Genomic DNA, 23,046 nt, shown 5'->3' with positions numbered 1-23,046 from the left:
CCGCGTGGGAATCCAGATCACGCCGTCCATCCTCAACGCCGACTTCGCCGCCCTGGGTGCCGAGGTGGGGCGCATCGGCAGCGCCGATTGGGTGCACGTCGACGTCATGGACAACCACTTCGTGCCCAACCTGACCTTCGGCCCGACCATGGTCGAGGCGCTGGGCCGGGCCACCGACATCCCGCTGGACGCACACCTGATGATCGAGGACTGCGACTCCCAGGCGCCGCTCTACGCCGAGGCCGGAGCGCGCAGCGTCACCTTCCACGTCGAGGCCACCAAGGCACCGGTCCGGCTCGCCCGCGAGCTGCGCAACCAGGGCGCCCGGGCGAGCATGGCGCTCAAGCCGGCGACGCCGATCGAGCCCTACGAGGCACTGCTGCCCGAGCTCGACATGGTGCTGGTCATGACCGTGGAGCCCGGCTTCGGCGGACAGAAGTTCCTCGACCTGTGCCTGCCCAAGATCCGTACGGCGCGCGAGCTGATGCGCAAGCACGGGGTCGAGACCTGGCTCCAGGTCGACGGCGGCGTCAGCCTGGAGACGATCGAGCGCTGCGCCGAGGCCGGCGCCGACGTGTTCGTCGCGGGCAGCGCCGTCTACTCCGCCGCCGACCCCGACGCGATGGTGCGCGAGCTGAGGGCGAAGGCGGAGGCCGCTGCGGGATGAGCCCGTCGTGAGCAGGAGGGCCACGGTCGACGACATCCACGCCACCGCGCTGGGGATGCCGCACGTCACGGTCTTCCGATCCGACAGCAACCCGATCTACCAGGTCGGGAGCAAGTCGTTCGTGTTCTTCCGGACGCCGCGACCGGACGCGGTCGACCCGGAGACGGGGGAGCGCTACCGCGACGTGATCGTGATCTGGGTGGCCTCCGAGGGCGACAAGCTCGCGCTGGTGCAGGACGAGTCGTCGCCGTTCTTCACGGTGCCGCACTTCGACGGCCACGCCTCCGTCCTCCTGCGCGCCTCGCGGGTCGGGGAGGTCGAGCGGGACGAGATCGTTGAGCTCGTGCAGGACGCGTGGCTGGCCCAGGCGTCGCGCCGCCGCGCCGAGGCCTGGCTGCGCGAGCACGACCTGCAGGGCTGACGCGCCGGAGGGCTCGTCCACGCCGGCTGGTCGGGGTGCACACTGGCGGCATGGACACAGCGCTGCATCGACTGTTCGCCCACCGCTCATTCGAGCTCGGCCTAGGACTCCTCGCCCTCGCCGTCGTCCTGGCGCTCGCCATCACCTTTGGCCGCGACCCCGACGACGTCTGGTCACCCCTGCACGTGGTGCTGGTCGCCGTCGTCACGTGCGCTGGGCTCGGCCTGTGCGGGTGGACGCGGCTCGGCCGCGACCAGCGCTAGCCGCTCGTCCGGCCCGGACGTGGCCGAGACCACACGCGGACACCCGACCGGGAATGCCGGCGCGTGTGGCAGAGTTCGATCCAGCAAGAGCGTGCTCTGGGGGCGGTGAAACTCCGCACCGGCGGTGACTGCGTCTGACGCAGAAGTCCGCGACCCGGCCACAGCCAGTGGCCGGTTGACCAGGTGGAACTCCTGGACCGACGGTCAAAGTCCGGATGAGAAGACCACGCAGCGTGAGCCGTTCGCGGCGTGCGCCCGCACCCCGGAGTCCGCATTCCACGGACCCGAGGGGAAGCGATGACCACGACACCGGCCGAGCAGGCCGCGATGCGACGCGCCCTGACCCTCGCCGCGACGCCGGGCGTGCCGCTCGGCCCCAACCCCCGCGTCGGCTGCGTGCTGCTCGGCGCCGACGGCGCGGAGATCGCCGAGGGCTTCCACCGCGGCGCCGGCACCGCGCACGCGGAGGTCGCCGCCCTGGCCGAGGCCGGCGACGCGGCGCGTGGGGCGACCGCGGTCGTGAGCCTCGAGCCCTGCAACCACACCGGTCTCACCGGACCCTGCACCGAGGCGCTGGTCGCCGCGGGCGTCCGCCGCGTGGTGTTCGCGCAGCGCGACCCCAATCCGGTCGCCGCCGGTGGTGCCGAGGCCCTGCGAGCGGCAGGCATCGACGTCGAGGCAGGTGTGATGGAGCCCGTCGCCAAGGGCGTCAACAAGGCCTGGACCTTCGCCGTCGAGCACAACCGTCCGTTCGTGACGTGGAAGTTCGCCGCGACCCTGGACGGCCGCAGCGCCGCTGCCGACGGGACGAGCCACTGGATCAGCGGCACCGACGCGCGCCGCGACACCCACGCGCTCCGGGCCGAGTGCGACGTCCTGCTCGTCGGCACCGGCACCGTGCTGGTCGACGACCCCCAGCTCAACGTCCGCGACGAGGTCGACCAACCCGTCGAGCACCAGCCGCTGCGCGTGGTGATGGGCGAGCGCGAGGTCCCCGCCGACCGCCGGATCCACCAGGGCCCCGGCGAGGCGCAGCACCTCGCCACCCGCGACCCCGCCCACGCCCTGGCCGAGCTGTACGCCGCCGGGCGCCGCCACGTGTGGCTCGAGGGTGGTCCCACGCTGGCCGCCGCGTTCCTCCGCGCCGGCCTCGTCGACGAGGTGGTCGCCTACGTCGCGCCGACCTTCCTCGGCGCCGGCGCCCCCGCCGTCGGCGACCTCGGGATCACCACCATCACCGACCAGCTGCGGTGGCACCTCAAGCGGGCGGCCGTGATCGGCACCGGAGCCGACGCCACCGTCCGCCTCACCCTCACCCCCGGAGGAGACCACTGATGTTCACCGGCATCGTCGAAGAGCTCGGCACCGTCGCCGGCGTCGAGGAGCAGGGCGACGCGATCCGCCTGAGCGTCCGCGCCGGCACCGTGCTCGAGGGCACGGGCCTGGGCGACTCGATCGCCGTCAACGGCTGCTGCCTCACGGTCGCCAGCACCGACGGCGACACCTGGACCGCCGACGTCATGCAGGAGACGCTCGACAAGACCAGCCTGCACGGCGTCGCGGTCGGCGACCGGGTCAACCTCGAGCGCGCCGTGACCGTGGAGAAGCGCCTCGGCGGCCACATCGTGCAGGGCCACGTCGACGGCGTCGGCGAGGTCCTGCGGCGGGAGCCCAGCGAGCACTGGGAGCTCGTCGAGGTGTCGATCCCCACCGGGTTCGGTCGCTACCTCGTCGACAAGGGCTCGATCACCGTCGACGGCGTGAGCCTGACCGTCGTCGAGGCCAAGGACGCCAGCTTCACCGTCAGCCTGATCCCCGAGACGCTGGCCCGCACCACCCTCGGCACCCGGAAGCCCGGGGACCGGGTCAACCTCGAGTTCGACGTGATCGCCAAGCACGTCGAGAAGCTGCTCGCCGGCGGCTACCTGAAGGAGCAGGCATGATCGACTGGATCCTGCACGGCACCATCGCCGTGGGCGACGGACAGCTCTACGTCCGCGAGGTCGTCGGCAACCTGTTCGGCCTCGCCAGCGCGATCCTCGGGATGCGCCGCCTCGTGTGGGCCTGGCCGATCGGCCTGGTCGGCAACGTCCTGCTCTTCACCGTCTTCGTGACCGGCGAGATGAGCGGGGCCACCGACGAGCCCCTGTGGGGACAGGCCGGCCGGCAGGTGTTCTTCGCGGCCGTCAGCCTCTACGGCTGGTGGCGCTGGTCGCACGAGCGCGCGGCCGGGGGAGCATCCGACGGCGGCGCGATCTCGCCCCGCTGGGCCACCCGGGCCGAGCGCGCACAGCTCGTCGCCCTGGGCGTCGTCGGCTACGCAGCGGCGTACGCCGTCCTCACCCGCATCGGCTCGTGGGGCCCGACGACGGAGGCCTGGATCCTGGCCGGGTCGATGCTGGCGACGTACGGCATGGCGCGTGGCTGGGTCGAGTTCTGGCTCGTGTGGATCCTCGTCGACGTCGTCGGCGTGACCACCCTCGTCCGGGCCGGCTACTACCCGACGGCGGGGATGTACCTCGTCTACGCCGTGTTCGTGCTGCTGGGCTTCGTCGTCTGGCTGCGCGCCTCGCGTGTCACCCGTCCCACCCCCGAGCTGGAAGGAGCGGCCGCATGAGCGAGCCCGTCAGGTTGGACAGCGTCGAGCGAGCCATCGCCGACATCGCCGCCGGCAAGGCCGTCGTGGTCGTCGACGACGAGGACCGCGAGAACGAGGGCGACATCATCTTCGCCGCCGCCAAGGCGACGCCGGAGCTGATGGCGTTCACCATCCGCCACTCCAGCGGCGTCATCTGCGTGCCGATGCCGGGGGACATGCTGGAGCGGCTCGAGATCCCGCTGATGACCCCGCACAACAAGGACAAGCTGCGCACGGCGTACACGATCTCGGTCGACGCCCGCGACGGCGTCAGCACCGGCATCAGCGCGGCCGACCGTGCCCACACCGCGAAGGTGCTCGCCGACTCGGCCACCGAGCCGTGGGAGCTGACGCGCCCCGGACACGTGTTCCCGCTGCGCTACCGCGACGGTGGTGTGCTCGTACGCCGCGGGCACACCGAGGCGGCCGTCGACCTCGCCAAGCTGGCCGGCCTGACGCCCGCCGGCGTGCTGGTCGAGGTCGTCAACGACGACGGCACGATGAAGCGCGGCCCCGAGCTGCGCGAGTTCGCCGACGAGCACGGCCTCGCGATGATCTCGATCGAGGCGCTGGTGCGCCACCGGCGGCGGCACGAGCGGCACGTGCAGCGGGTCGCCGAGACGCGCCTGCCGACCTCGCACGGCGAGTTCACGGCGTACGGCTACCGGATCACCATCGACGACAGCGAGCACGTCGCGCTGGTGTACGGCGACGTGTCGGGCCCGGAGCCGGTGCTGACCCGCGTCCACTCCGAGTGCCTCACCGGCGACGTGTTCGGCAGCCACCGCTGCGACTGCGGGCCACAGCTCAACGAGGCGATGGCCCAGGTCGTCGCCGAGGGCAGGGGAGTGGTGGTCTACCTCCGCGGGCACGAGGGCCGCGGCATCGGCCTGGTCGCCAAGCTCCAGGCCTACGCCCTCCAGGACGCGGGGCGCGACACCGTCGACGCCAACCTGGACCTCGGGCTGCCCGCCGACGGACGCCACTACGGCACCGCGACCCAGGTGCTGCGCGACCTCGGGGTGACCTCCGTCCGGCTGCTGACCAACAATCCCGACAAGACCGCGAGCCTCGAGGAGTTCGGGATCACGGTCGCCGAGACGGTCCCGCTGGCCATCCACCCGACCCACGACAACATCGACTACCTGCGCACCAAGCGCGACCGGATGGGGCACCTGCTGCCCGACCTCCCGGAGGACATGACCGAGGAGCTGCACCAGTGAGGAGCAACCGATGAGCGGACACGGAGCACCCGAGCAGAAGCCCTTCGACGCCTCCGGCCTCAGGGTCGCGGTCGTCGCCGCCAGCTGGCACACCGAGGTGATGGACGGTCTCGTCGCCGGGGCCGAGCGAGCGCTTGCGGCCTACTCGGTCAGCGAGCCCACGATCGTGCGGGTGCCCGGCACCTTCGAGCTCCCGGTCGTGGCGCTGGCCCTCGCGCAGCAGGGCTACGACGCGGTCGTCGCCCTCGGTGTCGTCATCCGCGGCGGCACCCCGCACTTCGACTACGTCTGCAACGCCGCCACCGACGGCCTCAACCGGGTCGCGCTCGACACCGGCGTGCCGATCGGCTTCGGGGTGCTCACCTGCGACGACGACCAGCAGGCCCTCGACCGTGCCGGGCTGGAGGGGTCGAAGGAGGACAAGGGCTGGGAGGCGACGTCCGCCGCCCTCGACACCGCGCGGGTGCTGGCCGGCCTGCGCTGACCAGTGGTGGTGGCGGCGTGCCGCGGTCCTGCCTCAGGCGCTGCGGTCGCTGCCGGACTGCAGCCGGTCGATGTGCTCGGAGGCCTCGGCCTTGGTGAGGTCGGCCGAGATCTCCTCGCCGGCCTCGCGGGCGAGGGTGTCGAGGTAGCTGGCCTGCGCACCGGTCATCGGCTCGTCGCCGGTCACCCACTCCTCAGGGTCCTTGCGCGTGGTGTCACCCTGGGGTCCGCCCAGGGTCTCGTTGGTCGGGTTCGAATGTGTGTTCGATTCGCTCATGTGGCGACCGTAGCCCACGGTCCCCACCGAGACCAGCCTCAGCGCTGCGACCACTCGTCGGCGAGCAGTGCGTAGGTGAGGCCGTCGTACCACTGCCCGTCGCGGTGCAGCGTGTCGCGCACGGTGTGGGCCTCGCGGCGCATGCCGATGCGCTCCATCAACCTCCACGACGGCTCGTTGTCGGCGAAGCAGTGGGCCACGACCCTCCGCAGCCCGAGACCGTCGAAGCAGGCGACCAGCAGGTCGCGGACCGCCTCGGTGGCCAGGCCCTTCCCCTCGTGGGCGGGTGCCAGGCACCAGCCGATCTCGGCGAAGACGTCCTTCGCCTCCTCGCGCACCTCGGCCTGCGACCAGGCGTCCTCCGTCTTCAGGAACAGGTCGCCGATCGGCTCGCCGTCCAGCAGGATCACCAGGGCGTACGGCGATCGCTTGTCGAAGTCCGATCGCCACGACTCGACGTCGGTGGGCAGCTTCGTCATCCACTGGGCGACGGACGGGATCGCGCGGTAGGCGAACATCGCGTCCGCATCCTCCGCCGTCGCGGGTCGCAGCGTCAGCCGGTCGGTCGTGCGCGGCCAGGTCAGCCGTCCCCAGTCGGGGACACCGGTCAGCTCGTCCATGGCACCAGTCTCGCGCCCGGCGACATCGACACCCGCCCGCCGCGCCCGGTGGGTATGCAGGTGCATACCTCAACACCGGATTTCGAGGGCCACCGCCGCGCGGTAGGTATCCAGATACCTACCGAGCCGAGATGAGGGCGAGAAAACCCGAATCTGGTATCCACCTGCCAACCGCACGGGGTGTCGAGCCACGACACCAAGCCGGTCAGCACCGCGCCCGCGTACGCCCCGAACCCGATGCCGGTCCCCGGACCGGCGACCGGCGGGAACCCGCGACCGCCTAGGCTTGGGCCCCGTGAAGACGTTCGAGGAGCTCTGGGCCGAGCTGAGCGAGAAGGCCGCCACGCGACCCGAGGGATCGGGCACCGTGCAGCAGCTCGACGCCGGCATCCATGCGATCGGCAAGAAGCTGATCGAGGAGGCCGCCGAGTCCTGGATGGCCGCGGAGCACGAGGGCAAGGACGCGACCGCGCTCGAGATCAGCCAGCTGCTCTACCACGCACAGGTGCTGATGCTCGCCAGCGGGCTCACCCTCGACGACGTCTACTCCCACCTCTGAGGAGGCCCCCGATGACTCTCCGCATCGCCGTCCCCAACAAGGGCGCCCTGTCGCAGGCCGCGAGCGACATCCTGCGCGAGGCCGGCTACCGCCAGCGCTCCGACTCCAAGGAGCTCACGCTCATCGACGCCGACAACGGTGTCGAGTTCTTCTACCTCCGCCCCCGCGACATCGCGCTCTACGTCGGCGAGGGCACCCTCGACGTCGGCATCACCGGTCGCGACCTGCTCCTCGACTCCGGCGCCCAGGCGATCGAGACGATGCAGCTCGGCTTCGGCCGCTCCCGCTTCCACTTCGCCGGCCCCGCGGGGCGCTTCGAGGAGCTCGAGGAGCTCGCGGGCCAGCGGATCGCGACGTCGTACGTCGGAGTGGTCCGCGCCTTCCTCGACCAGCGTGGCATCGACGCCACCGTGACCCGTCTCGACGGCGCCGTCGAGACCAGCATCCAGCTGGGTGTGGCCGACGCGATCGCCGACGTGGTCGAGACCGGCTCCACCCTCCGGGCCGCGGGCCTGGCCACCTTCGGCGAGGTGATCCTGGAGTCCGAGGCCGTGCTGATCGCACGGGAGGGCGCCGAGAACGCCGAGTTCGACATCTTCCGACGCCGCGTCGAGGGCGTGCTGGTCGCCCGCAGCTACGTGATGATGGACTACGACATCGAGCAGGCCAACCTCGACCGCGCGACCGTGCTGGCGCCCGGGCTCGAGGGACCGACGATCTCGCCGCTCGGCAAGCCCGGCTGGGTCGCGGTCCGCGTGATGGTGCCGCGTGCCGGCGCCCAGCGGCTGATGGACGACCTGTACGGCGTCGGCGCCCGTGCCATCCTGCTCACCGACATCCATGCCTGCCGGCTCTGAGCGGGTGAGCGAGATGGCCCCGGGAGCCACACCCCCAGCGCCCGCACTGCCACGCACGTGGCGTCCGCTCGGCGCGCGCGTCGCCGTCATCTTCTTCGGCGCGATGCTCTTCGCCACGTGCGCCTTCGCGTGGTTCGGCTTCGACCCCGAGATCCGCGCCAAGTTCACGCTCTTCCAGCGCTCGACGGTGGTCTTCATCGGGCTGCTCTACGTGGCGGCCGGCTACGCCATCGCGCGGTCACGGGTGGTCGCCACCGAGGCCGGTCTGACCGTGGTCAACGGCTACAGGAAGCGCGAGCTGGAGTGGGCCGAGGTCATCTCGATCCACCTGACCGCCGGCGCTCCGTGGGCGAGCGTCGACCTCGCCGACGGCACCACGGCATCGCTGCTCGCGATCCAGGGCACCGACGGCGACCGGGCGCGGGATGCCGTGCGCGCGATACGCGCCTTGATCGACCGGTGAGGCCCTACTCGTCGTCGACCAGGGCGCGGATGCCCCACGTCACCGACAGCTCGTCACCGGGCTGGCCGGCGGGGGAGAGCGTCACGAGGTCGACGCCGGAGTTGAAGGCGTTGGTGGGGGCCGTCATCGGCTCGACCGCCAGCGAGCGCCGCTCCTTCCCGGCGACGTCGTCGGCGCTGTAGAGCAGCAACCACGGGATCTTCTCGTCCACCCAGAGCGCCACCCCGTTCCGGTTGGCGCCGCGCAGGGTGGCCGTGGCGATCCCGTCGACCCGCTCGAGTGCGCCGTACGCCTGGTCGAACGACATCGCCCCGATCGTCCGCCCGGTGCGGAAGTCGTGCTCCGGCTCGACCGCCACCGTGTCGACGGGGATCAGCCGGTCGTCGGTGACCGTGCGCGTCCCGGCCGGCAGCGTCAGCTCGAGCGCGTCGATCGCGCCATTCGCGGGCTGGCCGACGCACAGGTACGGGTGCGCCCCGCAGGCGTACGGCGCAGGCTCACCGCTCAGGTTGGTCGTGGTCTGCGTCACGGTCAGCCCGTCCGCGCCGAGGTCGTAGAGGACGTGCAGGTCGACCGCCCACGGATAGCCGGTCTGCGCCATCACGCGGTAGACCAGCGAGACGGAGTTGGTGGTGTGCTCCTCCAGCGTCCACGCCGCCCACCTGGCCAGGCCGTGGGAGGCGTTCGAGCGCTTCGGCTCGGTGAGGGCGAGCTGGAGGTCGCGACCCCCGAAGGAGTACCTCCCGTCGCGGATGCGGTTGGGCCAGGGCATCAGCAGCTGGCCGCGACCTCCGGGTGCCATCTCGTCCTCCGCGAACCCGTCGACGAGCGGGCGATCGCCGTACGACAGGACGCGCAGCGCCGCCCCGCTCTCGGTGACGACAGCACGGTAGCCGGCGGCCGCGATCTCGAACTGATCGCCAGAAGGAAAGACCATGCGCACACCCTAGGGCCGTGCCGAGGGTCGACCCAGCCTGCTGCGTGACCGCTCCGCGCGCCCTAACCTCGGGCCATGACCCTCACCACGCGCGCGCTGACGACCGAGGACGCCGAGGACCTGGCGGCCCTGCTGACGCGGATCTCGGTCGACCACCCGATCGGGTTCGAGCTGTCGACCCCCGAGGTGCGCGAGCTCATGTCCGACTACCCCCGCATGGTGCTCGACGGCGGGTGGGTCGACGGCGACCTCGTCGCGTTCACCGTGCTGCTCCCCAGTCCGGCCGACCAGGGCGTCCACCCTGTGTGGCAGATCGGTGACGTCGACCCGGCGCGGCTCGGCGAGGGGATCGGCACCGCCATGCTCGGACGGGCGATCGAGGCCGCGCACAGCGTCCACGCCACCGAGGCGCCACAGACGGCCCTGCGGTTGACCGTGCGGGCCCTCGCGGGGCGCGACGACCAGGTCGCCCTGCTCGTCGCGCACGGCCTCGTCGCCGGCCGGCACAACTTCATGATGTTCTCCGACCTGACGGACGTCCCGGCGCCGGTCCTGCCCGACGACCTCGCGCTCGAGACGTTCGCCCCGGCGCAGGCCGACGAGCTGCGCCGGGCGCACGACGAGGCGTTCCGCGACTACCCCGACCACACCGCCACCGACGAGACCCACTGGCACGCGTTCATGGTCAAGGCGGCCCATGCCCGCCACGAGCAGTCGTTCGTGCTGCGCGACCCGGCTGCCGACGGGCGGGTGGCCGCCTACGTCTTCGTGCACGAGTACGAGAACGCCCCCTCCGGGGAGGGCGGTCGCGAGGCGTACGTCGCCTACGTCGGCACCCTGGCGCCGTACCGCCGCCGCGGCCTGGCCACCCACCTGCTCGCGCACACGCTCCGGGCGTGCCGCGACGCCGGGTTCGACACCTCGAGCCTGGACGTCGACACCGAGAACCCGACCGGCGCGCTCGGGATCTACGAGCGGGCGGGCTACGCCGTCCGGCACCGGCAGGACGACTACGTGCTGCGCGAAGAGCCGCTGGCGTAGACCAGGTCCGCGCGCTCGCGGGTCCGCTCCCGCGCGTGCAGGGCGTCCTCGTCCGCGAGCCACTGCTCCCAGTGCGCGGCCATCATCTCCCCGTCACGCCGACGCCACCGGTCGAGGCGCACCTCCGGCTCCGCCTCGACCCACACGAGCGTCGTGACCAGGTCGTCGTACGCCGCTGCGCCGGCCCCCACCCCCTCGACGACCAGCAGCGGGGCGGGCGCGACCGGCACCCGTTCGGCCCAGGCGGAGGCGTGCCAGTCCCACCGCCGCCACGACGACCGGCCCGCTGCCAGCGGGCGCAGGAGGGCGTCGACCGAGGCGGCGAGGCCGGGCAGCCCGCGCCAGCCCTCGAGCATCTCGTCGGTGTGGACCACCGGCGCGCCGGTGAGCTCCGCGAGGGCCTCGGCCAGGGTGGTCTTGCCCGAGCCTGCGGGGCCGTCGATGCACACGAGCCGACCGTCCCCGAGGGTCGGCGCGGTCGCCGACGCGTGCTCGAGCACGCGGGTGGCCCACTCCTCAGAAGGCATGCCCGAGGCCGCGATAGCTCGCGACGTCCTCGACGATCTCCTCGCCCGCGAGGAGGTGGACCCGGTTGACGTGCTCGAAGAGCTCACCCGACTTGGCGTGCCGGAACCACACCAGGTCGCCGATCCCCAGCAGTGCGGCCGGGTGGCCCGTCAGCGGCGTCTGCACCTCGCCCGCACCTTCGAGGCTCGTGAGGTGCAGGCCCGGGGGAGCCCACGGGATCGGGGCGCGGTCGTCGCCCACCGGGCCGGAGGCGATGAGTCCTCCGCCGTGCACGGTGGCGAGGTCAGGAGTGGGCTTGCGGCTCACCCGGAGGCCGAAGAACGCGGCGGGACGCGGGGTGAAGGACTGGTAGTGGTCGAAGAGGCCGGGCACCAGCAGGCCCGATCCGGCGGCCACCTCGGTGACGGCAGGGTCGGCCACGGTGGTCTCCACGGAGCCCGAGCCGCCGGCGTTGAAGAACTCCAGGTCGGCGATCGGTCGCAGCGCCTCGGCGATCGCACGGCGGCGTACGCCGAGCTGGGCCACCGATGCCTGCTTGAGTCGCCGCACGACCAGCGACCGCGCCCGCTGGGTGGGGACGTCGTCGGGCACGCCGGCGACCTGGCCCTCGTAGGTCATCACGCCGACGAGGCGGAACCCGTCGCGCTCCGCGACCGCGCGCGCGAGCGTGGTCACGTCCGTGGCGTCGTGGAGCGGGGAGCGCTTCGGGCCGACGTGCTGGGTGCCGAGGCGGAGGCCGGCGTCGATGTCGAGGGCGACGCGGACCTGCACTGCCTTCGAGGAGCGGACCGAGTCGATCACGTCGAGGTGGGCGACGTCGTCGAGCATCAGGGTGATCGCACCAGCGGCGGCGGGGGAGGCCACGAGCGCGGCCAGTGCACCCCGGTCCACGCTGGGGTAGGCCACCACGACGTCGTCGGTGACGCCGAGGTCGTGGAGGGCAAGCGCCTCGCGCAGGGTGTAGGCCAGGACGCCGGCGAACCCCGGCCCGGCCAGCGCACGCTCGAGCAGCGCCGGGACCCGCAACGACTTCGACGCGACCCGGATGGGCTTCCCGCCGGCCCGGCGCACCAGGTCGTCGGCGTTGGCGTCGAAGGCGTCGAGGTCGACGACGGCGATCGGGGTCGGGAGGTCGGGGTGTGCGGCGACGGCCTGGTCGAGCCGGGCCCACAGGCGGTTGCGCCCGACGAGGTCGGTCACTGGATGCCGCGTCGCTTCAGGATCGCCTCGATGTCGGCCAGGTCGTCGTCGACGACGGGGCTAGACCCGGTGCCGCTCGAGGTGGAGGACCCGGCCGGCAGGGACCGCTCCCTCTCGGCGCGCGGGGCCGTGCCGCCGGCGTCCAGCCCGCGGGCGATCTGGCGGTCGCGCAGGTAGCCGGAGATCACGATCAGCACGATTCCGAACCCGGCGACCCCGATGCCGGCCCAGGTGATCGGGCTGAGGACCAGGCCGGTGGCCCAGTCGGCCACCGAGCCGCCGATCTCGGTGAACATCTCGAGCGTGCCCGTCAGCCACGCGGCGACCGGCAGCGTCGTGAAGCCGAGCGCGCGCATCGCCGCCACGGCGCCGCGGCGCCGGTAGGAGACGTACGTCCACACCAGTCCCAGCAGGGTCAGGGTCGCGGCGAGCGCCGCCCAGGTTGCCTCGTCCACGTGTCCAGACTGGCACAGTGGACAATGGGCGCCGTGGAGCGACTCATCCCCGATCCCGGGTTCGCGGGCGACACCGGCGAGGCCGACGCAGCACTGGCCGCGGCGGTCGCGGCCCACGCCCGCGACGAGGCGACGCACGGCGAGGTGCTCCTCGCCCTCCAGGACGCCAGGCTGCTCGTCCCGGTCGTCGCCATCCTCGGCGAGGTGGAGCACGACGAGCAGGGGTTCGCGCACGACAAGTCCAGCGACATGGCGGCGGTCCTGATGCGCGGCGCGGACGGGCGGCTGGCGCTGCTCGCCTTCACCTCCACCGAGGCCCTGGCGCGGTGGAACCCCGACGCCCGCCCGGTCCCGGTCGTCGCGCGGCTCGCCGCGCAGTCGGCGGTGCAGGAGGACGCGGCCGCGGTCGTGATCGACATCGCCGGGCCCACCACCGTCGTGGTCGAGGACGACGACCTGCGTGCGCTGGCCGCGGGCTACCGGCTGGCCCGGGTCGGGGACCGCACCGCGTGGATTGGCCCGTCGTCGGAATGATCGGCTAGTCTTCGTTGTTGACCGATCAGTCCCGCTTGCGGGATCGATCCACCAAGCGGAGACACGCAGTTCGTCCCCCACCCGCACCGACCGCGAGGTCGTCGGGTCACGGTCCGGATCAGGCACACGAGAATTTCGTGGGCCTGACGCTGGCTTCCGCTTGGACACAGCGGGAGCCATTGTTCATTTCGGGCCTGTTCCGAGAGCAGATGTCTTCCACGAGGGTCTCACCACCACCCAATCTCTGGAGGACACATCAGCACCGAGCTGCGAATCAACGAGCGGATCCGCGTTCCCGAGGTCCGACTCGTCGGACCCAATGGCGAGACGGTCGGCATCGTGCCGACCGATCAGGCGTTGAAGCTTGCCCAGGAGGCAGACCTCGACCTGGTCGAGATCGCGCCCCAGGGTCGGCCGCCTGTCTGCAAGCTCATGGACTACGGCAAGTTCAAGTACGAGAACGCCCAGAAGGCTCGTGAGGCGCGACGCAACCAGACGAACGTGATCATCAAGGAGATGAAGCTTCGTCCGAAGATCGACGCGCACGACTACGAGACCAAGAAGGGCCACGTCGTCCGGTTCCTCAAGGCCGGCGACAAGGTCAAGATCACGATCATGTTCCGCGGTCGCGAGCAGCACCGCCCCGAGCTCGGGTTCCGGCTGCTGCAGAAACTGGCCGAGGACGTCACCGAGCTGGGCTTCGTCGAGTCGTCGCCCAAGCAGGACGGCCGCAACATGATCATGGTGCTCGGCCCGCACAAGAAGAAGGCCGACGCCAAGATCGACGCCGCCGCGGCCAAGGAGGAGAAGATGGCCGAGCGCGCAGCGGCCGTCGCCGCCGAGGACGCCGAGCGCGAGGCAGCCCATGCTGCCGGCCCGGTCGCGGCCAAGAAGGAGCGTCGTCGCTCCGAGAACCTCGACGACGACATCGACATCTGAGCGACTCGTCACGTCGTCCCAGGACATCTGAGATCAAGGAGACACACGATGCCCAAGAACAAGACCCACTCCGGTGCCAGCAAGCGCTTCCGCGTGACCGGCTCGGGCAAGATCCTTCGCGAGAAGGCCGGCAAGCGCCACAACCTCGAGAAGAAGGCCTCCAAGGTCACGCGTCGCCTGACGGGCACCGTCGAGGTGGCCAAGGCCGACAACGCACGTGCCAAGAAGATGCTGGGTCTCTGAGTCCGCGGACTCGACCCACGCGCACCCCACACAGTTCTTTGATCAAGGAGTAGAGAAATGGCACGCGTCAAGCGGGCGGTCAACGCCCAGAAGAAGCGCCGGGTAGTCCTCGAGCGGGCCTCCGGCTACCGCGGTCAGCGGTCGCGCCTGTACCGCAAGGCCAAGGAGCAGGTCACCCACTCGCTCGTCTACAGCTACAACGACCGCCGCAAGAACAAGGGCAACTTCCGCAAGCTGTGGATCCAGCGCATCAACGCCGCCGCGCGTGCGCAGGGCATGACCTACAACCGCTTCATCCAAGGCCTCAACCTGGCCGGCGTCGAGGTCGACCGCAAGATCCTCGCCGAGCTCGCCGTCAACGACGTGGCCGCGTTCAACGCGCTCGTCGAGACCGCCAAGGCCGCGCTGCCCGAGGACGTCAACGCGCCCAAGGTCTCCGCCTGAACCACGAGAGCACTCCACTGACGCCCGGCGCTCCGCTGACCGCGGGGAACGGCCGCGTCAAGGAGGCTCGCAAGTTGAGCCGCCGCTCGGTCCGCACCGAGCGGCGGCTCTTCCTCGCCGACGGCCCGAAGGCCGTCGAGGGCGCGCTCGGCGTGCCCGACTGCGTGGTCGAGGTGTTCGCCACGCCCGCCGCCTCCCGTGCGTACGCCGACGTGCTGGCGTCCGCCCGCCTGGTCACCCTGGTCGACGACCGGGCCATGGCGTCGCTGTCCGACTCCGTGAGCCCGGCCGGCGTCGTGGCCCTGTGCCGCCACCTCGACGTACCGCTCGAGGAGGCGGTGTCCGCGGCCGCAGGCCAGCCGCGCCTGCTCGTCATCTGCGCCGACGTCCGCGACCCGGGCAACGCCGGCACCGTCATCCGCACAGCGGACGCCGCCGGCGCCGCCGGGGTGGTCCTGGCCGGCCAGTCGGTCGACCTCTACAACCCCAAGACCGTGCGCGCCAGCGTCGGCAGCGCCTTCCACCTGCCGATCGCGATCGAGTCAGACGCCGCCGCCGCGGTGGACGCAGCGCGGGCCGCGGGCTACACCGTCCTCGCGGCCGACGGGTCGGGTGAGCTCGACCTCTTCGACGCCGAGCTGGCCGGTCCCACGGCGTGGCTCTTCGGCAACGAGGCATGGGGCCTGCCCGACGAGCTGGCGGCCCTGGCCGACCACCGGGTCGCGATCCCGATCCACGGCCGCGCCGAGAGCCTCAACCTCTCGACGGCGACCGCCGTGTGCCTCTACGCCAGCGCCCAGGCGCAGCGCGCGGCTCGCGGATCGGTCGGAACTGCGCGGGACGCCGGCGCTCACTAGACTCCGCGCAGAGTGCGACCCCCGAACGCGCTCCCTCTGCGGCGGAGACTGATGGCACTGCACCGACGGCAAGCAGCAGGGCTGCTGCTCGTCCTCGCGACGAGTTATCTCGCCGTGGTGACCTCGCCCGGCGGTGCGCGCGTGTCCGAGTGGTGGCTCGCGTCGGGGATCGCCGCGTGCGTCATGGTGGTCTCGCCACGCCGGCACATCCCCGCGCTCGTCGTCCTCGCGGCAGCCGCGACCTGGGCCGGCAACGTCCTCGGCGGGCGTGATCCCGTCACCGGCCCGTGGCTCGGGCTCGCCAACGCGATCGAGGCCGGCGTGATCGCGATGCTCCTCACGCACGGCTGGCGACGACCGGCCGGCATCCACACCTGGACCGACCTCCGCCGCTACTTCCTCGTCGTGGCGCTCGGGAGCTCGGTGCCCGCCCTCGTGTCGGCGGCGCTGTCGTTCGGGGTGGTCGACCGCAGCGCGTCGGTGGTCGCCGCCTGGGTGTTCATCAACCACCTGGGCTGCAACCTGGTGCTGCTGCTGCTGGTCCTCGAGCGGCCCGCGCCGTCGCTGTCGCCCTCCGCGCTGGAGCTGGTGGTCCACCTCGGCGTGCTGGTCGCAGCGCTCGCGCTGACCTACGCACCGAACAACGTCCAGTCCGTCGCCTTCCTGCTGACCCCGGTGGCGGTGTGGGCCGGCGCCCGGTTCCCGTCCCGCTGGGCGGTGCTCGAGCTGCTCGTCCTCGGGGCGGCGATCAACGTCTTCGCCCGGCTCGGACTCGGTCCTTTCGAGGTGCACACCCTCGACTCCTCCCTCGTCTCGGTGCTCGCCGGACTGCAGAGCTTCATGGCCACCAACGTCCTGATCGCGTTGGTCATCTCGACCGGGGTGGCCCTCGAGCGGGAGCGCGGGCTCGCGATGGTCGCCCAGCAGCGCGAGGTCGAGGAGGCCACGTCGGCGGCGCTGGCACGCGAGCGCGAGGCCAACGTGCAGATGCAGGCGATGGACCGCGCCAAGAACGAGCTGATCAGCACCATCAGCCACGAGCTGCGGACGCCGCTGACGAGCATCGTCGGCTACGTCGAGCTCCTCGAGGACGGCGACGACCTGCCCGAGGCCCGCCGCGCCGACCTGCTCGCCCGGGTGTCGCGCAACGCCGACCGCCTGCTGACCCTGGCCAGGGACGTGCTCCGGATCGCCGCGCTCGACCAGGACGAGTGGGCGCCTCGTCGTCAGCTGATCGACCTGCGGGCCTGCGTGCAGGCCGCCCAGGACACCGCGGCCATCCCGGCCGCCCGGCACGGCGAGCTCACGGTCGGCGTCGAGGTGCCCGACCACCCGGTGGAGGTGCACGCCGACCAGCAGGAGATCGAGCGGGTAGTGGTCAACTTCGTCAGCAACGCCATCAAGTTCACCCCCGGGCGCGGCAGCATCTGCATCCGACTCGCGACCCGGGGCGACACGGCGCGGATCTCCGTGGAGGACTCCGGGCTCGGCATCGCCCGGCCCGAGCAGGACCGGATCTTCGAGCGCTTCTTCCGTAGCTCGATCGCCCGCGAGCACGCCGTGCCGGGCACCGGGCTCGGGCTGAGCATCGCCCGGTCGATCGCGGAGGCCCACGACGGCTCGGTCGGGTTCTGGTCCCGCGAGGGGGAGGGGTCGACCTTCTGGGTCGACCTCCCGATGGCCGGCGACTCCGAGCCCGCACTGCTGGACCAGCCATGATGGGCCGATGATCCTGATCGACCCGCCGGCCGTCGAGCGATGGGGCCGCACCTGGTCTCACCTCGCGAGCGACACCTCCTTCGACGAGCTCCACGAGTTCGCCCTCGGTGCGGGGGTGCCGGCCCGCGGCTTCGACCGCGACCACTACGACGTCCCGTCCGAGGCGTACGCCGCCATGCTGGCTGCCGGCGCCGAGCCGGTGACCTCCCGCGAGCTCGTGACGCGCCTGCGCCGCGCCGGATTGCGTCGACCGAAGGCCGCGACCGCGGACTAGGGTGTGCCGGTGCCCTACATCGAACCGCGACCCACGAGGTTGCGGTCGCTGGCGGACCTCTATCCCGACGGCATCGTGGGCGCCACCGTCGGTGGCGAGATCACCCTCATCAACGACCACGCTGCCCGGCTGCTCGGCACCACCGTCGAGGCCGCCAGCGGGTCGCGGGTCGACGCCGTCCTGCGGCTGCAGGACCAGGACGGCCGCAACTGGTGGCACGTCAACCACCCCGAGCGCAGCCTCAACACCCGGTCGGGGATACCCGAGCAGTCGTGGATCAACACCGACGGCGAGGAGGTGCTGACCACCGCGCGGATGGTGCGCGACCAGCCGCTCGGCCCCGTCGTCGGGATCGCCATCGGCATCCGCTCCGGGCGTGGCCGGGCGCGGCTCGACCGCGAGCGCTCCGACCTCGTGGCGACCGTGGCTCACGAGCTGCGCTCACCGCTGACGGGCGTGAAAGGGTTCGTCCAGGCCCTGCTCAACCGCTGGGACAAGCTCAACGACGACCAGCGCAAGCTCATGCTCGAGACCGTCAACGCCGACGCCGACCGGTTGGTCCGGCTGATCGCCGAGCTGCTCGACGTCGCCCGCATCGACACCGGCCGCCTCCCGCTCTATCCCCGTGAGTCCGACGCGGTCCAGCTCTCGCGACGCGTCGTCGACTCGGTCGGCGCCGGCACGGCTCGCGAGATCGAGCTGACCGCCGACGAGGACCTGCCCGAGGTCTTCGCCGATCCCGACAAGTTCACCCAGGTGCTGACCAACCTGGTCGAGAACGCCGTCCGACACGGGCAGGGACTGGTCCGCGTCAGCCTGTCCAGGATGTCCGAGGACGCGGCCTACCCGGGCGTGCGCATCTGCGTCGACGACGAGGGGGACGGCATCCCCAAGGAGATGCGCAACCGCATCTTCACGAAGTTCTGGAAGCACGGCGCCAGCGGGGGATCGGGCCTCGGCATGTACATCGTCGGCGGGCTCACCCGCGCGCACGGGGGCTACGTCCAGGTCACCGACGCACCCGGAGCGGGAGCGCGAGTCGTGGTCGACTGGCCCTCGGAGGACCTCCGACCGACCTGACCGGTCGACCTGACCGGCCGGTCGCTGGTCAGTCGGTCGCGGGTCAGTCGGTCGCGGCCAGCGTCGCGCCGAGGCCGATCATCATCACGCCGCCCGCCGCCCCCATCGTGTCGAGGCGCTGCGGCTTGCGGGCGAACCAGTCGCGCGCCCGGCTGGCCGCCAGCGCCCACACGGAGTCGGAGGCGACCGCCATGACCGCGAAGAGCAGGCCGAGCAGCGCGACCTGGACACCGACGTGCCCGGCGGCGGGGTTGGTGAACTGGGGGAGGAAGGCCACGAAGAAGACGATGGTCTTGGGGTTGGTGGCGCCGACGACGAAGCCGGTGCGCAGGGCGGCGCTGGTGCGCTCCGGCACGCGGTCGCCGAGGAGCAGGGCCGCGCGCGCGTCGCTGCGGTGCCGGATGGCCTGGATGCCGAGCCAGACCACCCAGCAGGCGCCGGCGATCTTGAGCACGGTGTACGCCGCTGCGCTGGCCGCCACGATCGCGCCGAGCCCGAGCGCCACCGCGACGATCTGCGCGAAGACACCCAGGGCGTTGCCGACGACGGACAGCAGCGCGGCGCGCCGGCCCACGGTCAGCGCGCGCCCGATGGTGAACAGCAGGCTCGGGCCCGGGACCTGGATGAACAGGATCGAGGCGAGCGCGAAGGCGAGCAGCTGGCTGGTGGTCGGCACGGGTCGATCGTAGGGTCGCGGGCGGCGTACGGACACCGGATTCCACGTCGCGATCTGCACACAACCTCCACGATTCGTGACCGCCTCCTGCGCAGCCGCGCTCCTAGGGTTGTGGCCATGAGTGAGCGGGGTGCACGCACGGTGCTGGTCGTCGAGGACGACCGCGTCATCAACGACCAGGTGAGCGAGCGGCTGCGGGCCGAGGGATACGTGGTCACGCAGGCGTTCGACGGCCCCACCGCCGTCGCCCTCGCCGCCGACACCGAGCCGTCGGTGGTGCTGCTCGACGTGATGCTGCCCGGCTTCGACGGCCACGAGGTGTGCCGACGGATCCAGGCCCAGCGGCCCGTCCCGGTCCTGATGCTCACCGCCCGCGACGACGAGGCCGACATCCTGGTCGGCCTCGGCGTCGGCGCCGACGACTACCTCACCAAGCCGTTCCGCATGCGCGAGGTCGTGGCCCGGGTGTCCGCCCTGCTGCGACGCGTCGAGCGCGCCGCCGAGCTCGCGGCCTCCCCCGACCGCGAGCTGGTCGAGCAGGGGGCGCTCCGGGTGGACCCCGGCCGGCGCCGTACGACCATCGACGGGGCCGAGGTGCACCTGACGCCCACGGAGTTCGACCTGCTGGTCTGCCTGGCCCGCGAGCCCGGACAGGTGCTCACCCGTGAGCGGCTGCTCGCCGACGTCTGGGGCTGGGGGGAGGCGACCTTGAGCGGGGTCGCGACCCGCACCGTCGACAGCCACGTCAAGGCACTGCGCCACAAGCTCGGGTCCGGCTGGATCCGCACCGTGCACGGCGTCGGCTACGCGCTCGAGGTGCCGGCGTGAGGCGGCTGCTCGACGCCGCCACCAGCATCAAGGTCAAGCTCGGCGCCCTCGTGGCGATCTCCGTCGTCGTGGTGGCGCTGCTCGCGACGCTCGGCTCGGCGGCCGGTGTGCCGGTCTGGCTCACCCTCCCCGTCGCGGTGCTGCTCACGCTGGGGGTCACCCAGCTGCTCGCCGCCGGGATGGTGGCGCCCCTGCGGTCGATGACCGAGGTGGCGCAGCGGATGGCGCGCGGCGACTACTCCGGACGCGTCCGCACCACCTCGTCCGACGAGGTCGGCCGGCTCGCCGCCGTCTTCAACCAGATGGCCGGTGACCTCGCGGTCGTGGAGGCGGAGCGGCGCGACCTGATCGCCACCGTCTCCCACGAGCTGCGGACCCCGCTGGCCGCGATGATCGCGGTGCTGGAGAACCTCGCCGACGGTGTCGTGCCCGCCGACGCCGAGCACCTCGACGCGGCCGTGGCCCAGGCCGAGCGGCTGCGCCAGCTCGTCACCGACCTCCTCGAGCTCTCCCGCATCGAGGCGGGCGTCACGCGGCTGCGGCGCGCCGAGGTCCCGGTGCGCGCCCTGGTCGCCGACTGCGTCGAGGAGGTCCGGGTCGCCGGCCGCACGGGGGAGTTCGAGGTGGACATCCCCGAGGACCTGGTGGCCACCGCCGACGAGGCGCGCCTGCGACAGCTGCTCGTCAACGTCCTCGACAACGCGGCCCGACACGCCCCGGCCGGGTCACCCGTCCACGTCGCCTCGGGTCGTACGCCGCAGGGCTGGTGGCTCACGGTCGCCGACCGCGGTCCCGGGGTCGATCCGCACGACCGCGAACGGGTCTTCGCGCGCTTCGGCACCGACGCCAGCGGTGGCGGCACCGGGCTCGGGCTCGCGGTCGCCCGCTGGGTGGCCCAGCTCCACGGCGGCACCCTCCGCTTCACCGACCCCGAGCCGGACCGGTCCGGCGCCCTGCTCCGACTGGAGCTGCCCGACGACCACGACCTGCCCGTGCCCCACGAGCCGCCCGCCCCCCTCGAGCCGCAGGCGTCCACCGAGGAGAACGCCATGACCGCACCCACCCCGCCGAGCCTGCCGCCCGCCGATCGCTACGTCCCCTTGGGACCGCCCGCCGGGACAGCGCCCGTGCCGCCCCCGGGACTCGACTCCTTCTTCGGCTCCTTCTGGCCCGAGCGGCCGGGGCTGGCCGGGCTCCGCGTGGTCGTCGCGTGCGCCCTCGTCGGGGTGCTCGCCGGGGCGACCATGACCTTCACCAACCCCGGCCTGTCGTGGGTGCTCGTCCTGGTCGGCGCCGGCACGGCGGCGTACCTCACCGCGCGGCACCGCCGCAACGCGTTCACCATCGGGTGCACGGTGCTGGCCTCCCTCCTCGTGCTGCCGCTGGCGCTGCTCGACGCGGAGGGCATCGCGGTGCTCGGTGTCTTCACCGCCGCCGGTGTCTTCCTGATCGGCGTGACCGACGCCCGCACACCGGCCGGCTTCGTCGTCACCGGGATCTCCTGGCCGCTGTCCTCGCTGCGTGGGCTGCCGTGGTTCGGCCGGACCCTGCGGGTGGTCGGCACCGGCGGGCGGACGCCCGCGGTGGTGCGCACGGTCGTCGTCTCGCTCATCGCGCTCGCGGTCTTCGGCGCGCTGTTCGCCTCCGCCGACGCCCTCTTCGCGACCTGGGTGGACGCGCTCGTGCCCACCTTGAGCTTCAACGACTTCGTCACCCGGATCTTCGTCGGCTGCCTGGTGTTCGCCGTGACGCTCGCGGCGGCCTACCTCGCGCTCAACCCGTCGCGCGTCGAGCCGGAGCCGCGGACGGTCGAGCCGCTCGGCAACCGCTTCGAGTGGCTGATCCCGGTGCTGCTGGTCGACGCGGTCTTCGTGCTCTTCCTCATCGCCCAGGCCGCGGCCGTCTTCGGTGGCCACGACTACGTCGAGGACACGACCGGGCTGACCTACGCCGACTACGTCCACCAGGGCTTCGGCCAGCTCACCATCGCCACCCTCCTGACCCTCTTCGTGGTCTGGGCAGCAGCGCGCAAGGTCAAGGACGAGGCCCTCGACCGGCTCTGGATGCGCGCCTCGCTCGGCCTGCTCTGCGCCCTGACGCTCGTCGTCGTGGCCTCGGCCCTGCACCGGATGAACCTCTACCAGGAGAGCTACGGCTTCACCACGCTGCGGGTGACGGTCGACGTCTTCGAGGGCTGGCTCGGGGTCGTGGTGCTCCTCGTCATGGTCGTCGGTGGGCTCGGGCACGGCCGCTGGCTGCCGCGGCTGGCGCTCGTGACCGGCGCGGTCGCCGTGCTGGCCCTGGCCTCGATCAACCCCGACGCCTGGGTGGCCGGTCGCAACATCGACCGCTACGAGGCGACCGGCAAGCTCGACATCCAGTACCTCCGGACCCTCTCCGCCGACGCGGCACCGGTGATCGCCGACCGCCTGCCGGCCGACGCGGCGGCGTGTGCCCTGAGCCTTCTCCCGCTCAACCAGCTCCGCGACGACGAGCCTCCGCTGGCGTGGAACCTCGGCCGCTCCCGGGCCCGGGACGCGGTCGAGGGCCTTGACCTCGACGCCACCGATGCGCAGGGCGGCGACCCGTGCTCGCCGGTGATCGACGCGTACGCCGCCGGCTCGGCGCGGTAGAGTCGGCCCCGTGAGCCTCGACCAGCGATTTCTGCGCCCCGGACCCGCACGGTGTCCGGGGGCTCGCCGGTCTGCCTGACCGGCTGCTGTTCTCCAGCAGCCTCCTGACGTCGCCGGGTCCGGGGAGTCCTCCCGTCCGACCCACTTCTACAATCGCGCCGTCACCCCAGGCGCTAGGAAAGGGAGC

The 23,046-nt window shown here is 72.2% G+C and carries 29 protein-coding genes and 1 riboswitch; of the genes, 22 read left to right on the top strand and 7 right to left on the bottom strand.

Annotation, left to right across the window (positions count from 1 at the left end; genetic code table 11):
- The first annotated feature begins 4 nt into the window (after positions 1–4).
- From rpe to ribH, 8 genes are all read left to right on the top strand, one after another.
- Positions 5–667 carry a ribulose-phosphate 3-epimerase gene (gene rpe / locus C7S10_RS17895; protein ID WP_108345820.1) on the top strand — a complete coding sequence of 221 codons (663 nt, stop codon included), beginning with the start codon at positions 5–7 and terminating at the stop codon, positions 665–667.
- A gap of 7 nt (positions 668–674) precedes the next feature.
- Positions 675–1,088: an MmcQ/YjbR family DNA-binding protein gene (locus tag C7S10_RS17890; protein ID WP_165807210.1), complete on the top strand. Its 414-nt coding sequence runs from the start codon at positions 675–677 to the stop codon at positions 1,086–1,088.
- Positions 1,089–1,138: 50 nt separating this feature from the next.
- Positions 1,139–1,351, top strand: coding sequence for a hypothetical protein (locus C7S10_RS17885; protein ID WP_108345819.1), 213 nt, complete (start codon positions 1,139–1,141; stop codon positions 1,349–1,351).
- A gap of 87 nt (positions 1,352–1,438) precedes the next feature.
- Positions 1,439–1,583: riboswitch (FMN riboswitch) on the top strand.
- A gap of 65 nt (positions 1,584–1,648) precedes the next feature.
- Positions 1,649–2,686 carry a bifunctional diaminohydroxyphosphoribosylaminopyrimidine deaminase/5-amino-6-(5-phosphoribosylamino)uracil reductase RibD gene (gene ribD / locus C7S10_RS17880; protein ID WP_243395456.1) on the top strand — a complete coding sequence of 346 codons (1,038 nt, stop codon included), beginning with the start codon at positions 1,649–1,651 and terminating at the stop codon, positions 2,684–2,686.
- Positions 2,686–3,294, top strand: coding sequence for a riboflavin synthase (locus C7S10_RS17875; protein ID WP_108345818.1), 609 nt, complete (start codon positions 2,686–2,688; stop codon positions 3,292–3,294). The genes ribD and C7S10_RS17875 overlap by 1 nt, the downstream gene beginning before the upstream one ends.
- The gene (pnuC, locus tag C7S10_RS17870; protein ID WP_108345817.1) at positions 3,291–3,968 is read left to right on the top strand and encodes a nicotinamide riboside transporter PnuC; all 678 of its coding nucleotides are present in this window, start codon (positions 3,291–3,293) and stop codon (positions 3,966–3,968) included. The genes C7S10_RS17875 and pnuC overlap by 4 nt, the downstream gene beginning before the upstream one ends.
- Positions 3,965–5,212, top strand: a complete 1,248-nt coding sequence (locus C7S10_RS17865) for a bifunctional 3,4-dihydroxy-2-butanone-4-phosphate synthase/GTP cyclohydrolase II (protein ID WP_108345816.1) — start codon at positions 3,965–3,967, stop codon at positions 5,210–5,212. The genes pnuC and C7S10_RS17865 overlap by 4 nt, the downstream gene beginning before the upstream one ends.
- Positions 5,213–5,222: 10 nt before the next feature.
- Positions 5,223–5,696: a 6,7-dimethyl-8-ribityllumazine synthase gene (gene ribH, locus C7S10_RS17860; RefSeq protein ID WP_108345815.1), complete on the top strand. Its 474-nt coding sequence runs from the start codon at positions 5,223–5,225 to the stop codon at positions 5,694–5,696.
- 33 nt (positions 5,697–5,729) lie between these two features.
- Here ribH and C7S10_RS17855 read toward each other — a convergent pair whose 3' ends face one another.
- Together C7S10_RS17855 and C7S10_RS17850 are read right to left on the bottom strand one after the other, a co-directional pair.
- Positions 5,730–5,972 carry a DUF3072 domain-containing protein gene (locus tag C7S10_RS17855; protein ID WP_108345935.1) on the bottom strand — a complete coding sequence of 81 codons (243 nt, stop codon included), beginning with the start codon at positions 5,970–5,972 and terminating at the stop codon, positions 5,730–5,732.
- Positions 5,973–6,010: 38 nt separating this feature from the next.
- On the bottom strand, positions 6,011–6,592 hold the full coding sequence (locus C7S10_RS17850) for a GNAT family N-acetyltransferase (RefSeq protein WP_108345814.1): 582 nt from the start codon (positions 6,590–6,592) through the stop codon (positions 6,011–6,013).
- A gap of 295 nt (positions 6,593–6,887) precedes the next feature.
- Here C7S10_RS17850 and C7S10_RS17845 point away from each other — a divergent pair, with 295 nt between their 5' ends.
- Genes C7S10_RS17845 through C7S10_RS17835 form a run of 3 tightly spaced genes read left to right on the top strand, consistent with a single transcriptional unit; the run spans position 6,888 to position 8,471 of the window.
- Positions 6,888–7,151, top strand: coding sequence for a phosphoribosyl-ATP diphosphatase (locus C7S10_RS17845; RefSeq protein WP_108345813.1), 264 nt, complete (start codon positions 6,888–6,890; stop codon positions 7,149–7,151).
- A gap of 11 nt (positions 7,152–7,162) precedes the next feature.
- A complete protein-coding gene (gene hisG / locus C7S10_RS17840) occupies positions 7,163–8,008 on the top strand; it encodes an ATP phosphoribosyltransferase (protein WP_108345812.1) in 846 nt (281 codons plus the stop codon).
- Positions 7,992–8,471, top strand: coding sequence for a PH domain-containing protein (locus C7S10_RS17835; protein ID WP_108345811.1), 480 nt, complete (start codon positions 7,992–7,994; stop codon positions 8,469–8,471). The genes hisG and C7S10_RS17835 overlap by 17 nt, the downstream gene beginning before the upstream one ends.
- 4 nt (positions 8,472–8,475) lie before the next feature.
- On the opposite strand, the gene C7S10_RS17830 is transcribed toward C7S10_RS17835, so the two are convergent.
- A complete protein-coding gene (locus tag C7S10_RS17830; protein ID WP_108345810.1) occupies positions 8,476–9,408 on the bottom strand; it encodes an aldose 1-epimerase family protein in 933 nt (310 codons plus the stop codon).
- Positions 9,409–9,483: 75 nt separating this feature from the next.
- On the opposite strand from C7S10_RS17830, the gene C7S10_RS17825 reads away from it, so the two are divergent.
- On the top strand, positions 9,484–10,449 hold the full coding sequence (locus tag C7S10_RS17825) for a GNAT family N-acetyltransferase (protein WP_108345809.1): 966 nt from the start codon (positions 9,484–9,486) through the stop codon (positions 10,447–10,449).
- On the opposite strand, the gene C7S10_RS17820 is transcribed toward C7S10_RS17825, so the two are convergent.
- The 3 genes from C7S10_RS17820 to C7S10_RS17810 are packed head-to-tail and all read right to left on the bottom strand — an operon-like array spanning position 10,419 to position 12,632.
- A complete protein-coding gene (locus tag C7S10_RS17820) occupies positions 10,419–10,976 on the bottom strand; it encodes a uridine kinase family protein (protein ID WP_108345808.1) in 558 nt (185 codons plus the stop codon). The genes C7S10_RS17825 and C7S10_RS17820 overlap by 31 nt on opposite strands.
- The gene (locus C7S10_RS17815; protein ID WP_207769451.1) at positions 10,966–12,177 is read right to left on the bottom strand and encodes an amino acid deaminase/aldolase; all 1,212 of its coding nucleotides are present in this window, start codon (positions 12,175–12,177) and stop codon (positions 10,966–10,968) included. The genes C7S10_RS17820 and C7S10_RS17815 overlap by 11 nt, the downstream gene beginning before the upstream one ends.
- Positions 12,174–12,632, bottom strand: coding sequence for a cellulose synthase (locus tag C7S10_RS17810; protein WP_108345807.1), 459 nt, complete (start codon positions 12,630–12,632; stop codon positions 12,174–12,176). The genes C7S10_RS17815 and C7S10_RS17810 overlap by 4 nt, the downstream gene beginning before the upstream one ends.
- Positions 12,633–12,665: 33 nt before the next feature.
- Here C7S10_RS17810 and C7S10_RS17805 point away from each other — a divergent pair, with 33 nt between their 5' ends.
- From C7S10_RS17805 to C7S10_RS17770, 8 genes are all read left to right on the top strand, one after another.
- Positions 12,666–13,166 carry an SseB family protein gene (locus C7S10_RS17805; RefSeq protein WP_423802722.1) on the top strand — a complete coding sequence of 167 codons (501 nt, stop codon included), beginning with the start codon at positions 12,666–12,668 and terminating at the stop codon, positions 13,164–13,166.
- A 240-nt stretch (positions 13,167–13,406) separates the two neighbouring features.
- On the top strand, positions 13,407–14,105 hold the full coding sequence (gene infC, locus C7S10_RS17800) for a translation initiation factor IF-3 (protein WP_108345805.1): 699 nt from the start codon (positions 13,407–13,409) through the stop codon (positions 14,103–14,105).
- 48 nt (positions 14,106–14,153) lie between these two features.
- Positions 14,154–14,348, top strand: coding sequence for a 50S ribosomal protein L35 (gene rpmI, locus C7S10_RS17795; protein WP_108345804.1), 195 nt, complete (start codon positions 14,154–14,156; stop codon positions 14,346–14,348).
- Between the two features lie 57 nt (positions 14,349–14,405).
- Positions 14,406–14,792 (top strand): 50S ribosomal protein L20, encoded by a 387-nt coding sequence (gene rplT, locus C7S10_RS17790; protein WP_108345803.1) that lies wholly within the window; start codon positions 14,406–14,408, stop codon positions 14,790–14,792.
- Positions 14,789–15,649, top strand: a complete 861-nt coding sequence (locus C7S10_RS17785; RefSeq protein WP_423802723.1) for a TrmH family RNA methyltransferase — start codon at positions 14,789–14,791, stop codon at positions 15,647–15,649. The genes rplT and C7S10_RS17785 overlap by 4 nt, the downstream gene beginning before the upstream one ends.
- Positions 15,650–15,700: 51 nt before the next feature.
- The gene (locus tag C7S10_RS17780) at positions 15,701–17,368 is read left to right on the top strand and encodes an ATP-binding protein (RefSeq protein ID WP_108345801.1); all 1,668 of its coding nucleotides are present in this window, start codon (positions 15,701–15,703) and stop codon (positions 17,366–17,368) included.
- A gap of 7 nt (positions 17,369–17,375) precedes the next feature.
- Positions 17,376–17,642, top strand: coding sequence for a DUF4031 domain-containing protein (locus tag C7S10_RS17775; RefSeq protein WP_108345800.1), 267 nt, complete (start codon positions 17,376–17,378; stop codon positions 17,640–17,642).
- Positions 17,643–17,651: 9 nt separating this feature from the next.
- Entirely contained in the window at positions 17,652–18,722 is a 1,071-nt protein-coding gene (locus C7S10_RS17770) for a sensor histidine kinase (RefSeq protein WP_243395455.1), read from the top strand.
- A gap of 43 nt (positions 18,723–18,765) precedes the next feature.
- Here C7S10_RS17770 and C7S10_RS17765 read toward each other — a convergent pair whose 3' ends face one another.
- Entirely contained in the window at positions 18,766–19,398 is a 633-nt protein-coding gene (locus C7S10_RS17765; RefSeq protein WP_108345798.1) for a LysE family translocator, read from the bottom strand.
- A 117-nt stretch (positions 19,399–19,515) separates the two neighbouring features.
- Between C7S10_RS17765 and C7S10_RS17760 the strand changes: the two genes are divergently transcribed.
- Entirely contained in the window at positions 19,516–20,226 is a 711-nt protein-coding gene (locus C7S10_RS17760; protein ID WP_108345797.1) for a response regulator transcription factor, read from the top strand.
- The gene (locus tag C7S10_RS22615; protein ID WP_108345796.1) at positions 20,223–22,859 is read left to right on the top strand and encodes a DUF4153 domain-containing protein; all 2,637 of its coding nucleotides are present in this window, start codon (positions 20,223–20,225) and stop codon (positions 22,857–22,859) included. The genes C7S10_RS17760 and C7S10_RS22615 overlap by 4 nt, the downstream gene beginning before the upstream one ends.
- Positions 22,860–23,046 lie beyond the last annotated feature (187 nt).

The sequence above is a fragment of the Nocardioides currus genome, from assembly GCF_003057875.1.
GTDB lineage: Bacteria > Actinomycetota > Actinomycetes > Propionibacteriales > Nocardioidaceae > Nocardioides > Nocardioides currus.
This window is presented reverse-complemented; position numbering and strand designations above follow the sequence as displayed.

Coding starts and splice junctions, on each gene's coding strand:
- rplT (WP_108345803.1), top strand. CDS start 14,406: ATGGCACGCGTCAAGCGGGCGGTCAACGCCCAGAAGAAGCGCCGGGTA.
- C7S10_RS17885 (WP_108345819.1), top strand. CDS start 1,139: ATGGACACAGCGCTGCATCGACTGTTCGCCCACCGCTCATTCGAGCTC.
- C7S10_RS17775 (WP_108345800.1), top strand. CDS start 17,376: ATGATCCTGATCGACCCGCCGGCCGTCGAGCGATGGGGCCGCACCTGG.
- hisG (WP_108345812.1), top strand. CDS start 7,163: ATGACTCTCCGCATCGCCGTCCCCAACAAGGGCGCCCTGTCGCAGGCC.
- C7S10_RS17760 (WP_108345797.1), top strand. CDS start 19,516: ATGAGTGAGCGGGGTGCACGCACGGTGCTGGTCGTCGAGGACGACCGC.
- C7S10_RS17875 (WP_108345818.1), top strand. CDS start 2,686: ATGTTCACCGGCATCGTCGAAGAGCTCGGCACCGTCGCCGGCGTCGAG.
- pnuC (WP_108345817.1), top strand. CDS start 3,291: ATGATCGACTGGATCCTGCACGGCACCATCGCCGTGGGCGACGGACAG.
- C7S10_RS17850 (WP_108345814.1), bottom strand. CDS start 6,592: ATGGACGAGCTGACCGGTGTCCCCGACTGGGGACGGCTGACCTGGCCG.
- C7S10_RS17780 (WP_108345801.1), top strand. CDS start 15,701: ATGGCACTGCACCGACGGCAAGCAGCAGGGCTGCTGCTCGTCCTCGCG.
- C7S10_RS17825 (WP_108345809.1), top strand. CDS start 9,484: ATGACCCTCACCACGCGCGCGCTGACGACCGAGGACGCCGAGGACCTG.
- C7S10_RS17865 (WP_108345816.1), top strand. CDS start 3,965: ATGAGCGAGCCCGTCAGGTTGGACAGCGTCGAGCGAGCCATCGCCGAC.
- ribH (WP_108345815.1), top strand. CDS start 5,223: ATGAGCGGACACGGAGCACCCGAGCAGAAGCCCTTCGACGCCTCCGGC.
- C7S10_RS17820 (WP_108345808.1), bottom strand. CDS start 10,976: ATGCCTTCTGAGGAGTGGGCCACCCGCGTGCTCGAGCACGCGTCGGCG.
- rpmI (WP_108345804.1), top strand. CDS start 14,154: ATGCCCAAGAACAAGACCCACTCCGGTGCCAGCAAGCGCTTCCGCGTG.
- C7S10_RS17835 (WP_108345811.1), top strand. CDS start 7,992: ATGCCTGCCGGCTCTGAGCGGGTGAGCGAGATGGCCCCGGGAGCCACA.
- C7S10_RS17855 (WP_108345935.1), bottom strand. CDS start 5,972: ATGAGCGAATCGAACACACATTCGAACCCGACCAACGAGACCCTGGGC.
- C7S10_RS17830 (WP_108345810.1), bottom strand. CDS start 9,408: ATGGTCTTTCCTTCTGGCGATCAGTTCGAGATCGCGGCCGCCGGCTAC.
- ribD (WP_243395456.1), top strand. CDS start 1,649: ATGACCACGACACCGGCCGAGCAGGCCGCGATGCGACGCGCCCTGACC.